The 2,315-nt window shown below is 63.1% G+C and carries 4 protein-coding genes; all 4 read left to right on the top strand.

Annotated elements, in window-relative coordinates:
- Window positions 1–434, top strand: a 434-nt coding sequence (locus AC5JJ6_RS10015) for an LLM class oxidoreductase (protein WP_496041900.1), incomplete at its 5' end; no start/stop codon positions are given.
- Between the two features lie 173 nt (window positions 435–607).
- Window positions 608–922, top strand: coding sequence for a hypothetical protein (locus AC5JJ6_RS10010; RefSeq protein WP_496041899.1), 315 nt, complete (start codon window positions 608–610; stop codon window positions 920–922).
- 107 nt (window positions 923–1,029) lie between these two features.
- On the top strand, window positions 1,030–1,953 hold the full coding sequence (gene coxB, locus AC5JJ6_RS10005; RefSeq protein WP_496041898.1) for a cytochrome c oxidase subunit II: 924 nt from the start codon (window positions 1,030–1,032) through the stop codon (window positions 1,951–1,953).
- On the top strand, window positions 1,950–2,315 hold a 366-nt coding region (locus tag AC5JJ6_RS10000; RefSeq protein WP_496041897.1), incomplete at its 3' end, for a cbb3-type cytochrome c oxidase subunit I. The genes coxB and AC5JJ6_RS10000, both read left to right, overlap by 4 nt.

The following is a 2,315-nucleotide window of genomic DNA, read 5'->3' as shown; positions in this document are numbered from 1 at the left end:
TTGGCGGCTGGGCCGATGGCCTTCTGACGGTCAGCGCCAAGCCGGACGCCTTGCGCAAGGTCGTCGATGCGTTCCGCCGGGGCGGCGGCGAGGGCAAGCCGCTCTACCTTCAGGTCGGCCTGAGCTGGGCTCCGACGGAGGAGCAAGCGCTGGCAGAAGCGCACGAGCAATGGCGCTCGAACGTCATCGGCGGCGAGGTGAACTGGAACCTGCGGACGCCCCGGGAGTTCGACATGGCCAGCCGCTTCGTTCAGCCGGCGGATATGCGGGAGGCAGTGCTGATATCTGCCGATCTCGGTCAGCATGCCGCCTGGCTTGCCGAATACGAGGCCATGGGCTTCGGCGAAATCCATCTGCACCACGTCGGCACCAGCCAGCGCGCCTTCATCGAGGCGTTCGGCCAGTCCGTGATACCGGCTTTGTCACGCAGCTAGACGGCGGCTCCCAGGATGCGGACTCAGGATCACCGGCACAGGCTTTGTGGCAACTCATTGAAAAAGATAGGGTCGGCCGCCTCTACCTATACTTAGGGTCATTACCTTTTCGGCAGTGGGAGGGTTGATCGCGATGGCTGTTGGAGGCCGGCGAACCAGGGGAGACCGATCCTATGAAAATGCTACTTTTAGTTGTTATCAGCGCCGCTATGCTGAGCGCTTGCGCGCAACAGCAGGATACCCGGCAAGCCGGTGTTTCGAACAGCCAGCAGCCTCCCAGCAACTTCCAGTCCATCGGCTCGTGCGAGCCGACCGGCTGGGCAGGTCTCGATCGGGACTCGCGAAACCTTCCGCCGGAGCAGCGTCAGCAGGTGATGCGCCTGCTTCAGGATGCCCAGAGCCAGCATGCCGAAGCCAACCAGGGCCAGTGCATCATGACGCTCCAGCAGGCCGAGAAGATCGTACGGCAGGGAACGGGCAAATCCTGACATTCCTCCGTCCGTCAGCCCGCTTTCGGAACCCGTCCAGGATTCACGGCCCGACACGCCGGGCTGAATACCCCGGAACGTCGAAGCATTCTTCAGGAGCACTCGGAATGCCCAAGGGAATGACGCTCTTCTCCCTGGCTGCCGCCGCCATGACGATGTCCGGCGCCGCCATGGCCCAGGCGCCGGCCGAGGCGCCGTCGCCCGGACCGGCAAACGATCTGCCCGACTACGGTCCCCAGCCATGGGAGGTCTGGCATACCACGCCGGCCACGCCGGTCGCCGAGCAGCTCAGCGATTTTCACGCGATGCTCTTCTTCATCATGCTGGCGATCTGCCTGCTGGTGTTCTTCCTGCTCGCCTATGTCGTCATAAGATTCAACGCCAAGCGCAACCCTACTCCCTCGCGGACGGCGCACAATACCGTGCTGGAGGTGGCGTGGACGGTCCTGCCCGTGGTGATCCTGGTCGTCATCGCCATCCCGTCGTTCCGTCTTCTGTTTTACCTGGACGAAGTCCGGGATGCGGAAGTGACGCTGAAAGTGATCGGACACCAGTGGTACTGGGAATACCAGTACCCGGACCAGGGCGGCTTCTCGTTCTCCAGCTACCGTGTCGCGGATGAGGACATCAAGCCGGACGGCCGCCGCATACTGGATGTGGACAATCCCGTGGTCCTGCCGGTCGATACCGATATCCGGCTCCAGATCACGTCCGAGGACGTGATCCATTCCTGGGGCGTGCCCTCGCTCGGGTTCACGCGGGACGCGATTCCGGGCCGATTGAACGAAATCACCATACGGATCGACCGCGAAGGGCGGTTCTTCGGCCAGTGCCGGGAAATCTGCGGGACTGCCCACGCCTTCATGCCGGTGGTGGTCCATGCCGTCTCCAAGGAACGGTTCAGCCAATGGCTCGAGCAGGCCAAGCAGGAGTTCGCCGGCGCCGATCCTCTTCCCTCGCCCGACACGTCCTCTTCCACCCAGATCGCTGAGACGCCCACCGCCCGTCAGCAGGGAGCCGTCACGCCATGAATGAGCAAACCCCGGACCACTCCGGCAGCCCGGCCGCGGCTCCGCATGTCTACGACGGCGGGCAGGCGCCCGATCCCGTGACCGGTCATGAGCACGGTCATGAACACGGCCACGCCGGACATGACGATCACGATCACAAGCCGGCTTTCTTCATACGGTGGTTCTTCTCGACCAACCATAAGGATATCGGCACCCTCTACCTGGCGTTCTCGCTGTTCACGGTCCTGTTCGGTCTGGTGTTCTCGATCATCATGCGTGCCGAGCTTCAGGCTCCGGGGCAGCAGTTCATCCAGGACGGCCAGGTCTGGAACGTCATCATCACGGCTCACGGCCTGATCATGATCTTCTTCGTGGTCATGCCG

Source organism: Skermanella sp. (assembly GCF_059503625.1).
This window is presented reverse-complemented; position numbering and strand designations above follow the sequence as displayed.

Coding starts and splice junctions, on each gene's coding strand:
- AC5JJ6_RS10010 (WP_496041899.1), top strand. CDS start 608: ATGAAAATGCTACTTTTAGTTGTTATCAGCGCCGCTATGCTGAGCGCT.
- coxB (WP_496041898.1), top strand. CDS start 1,030: ATGCCCAAGGGAATGACGCTCTTCTCCCTGGCTGCCGCCGCCATGACG.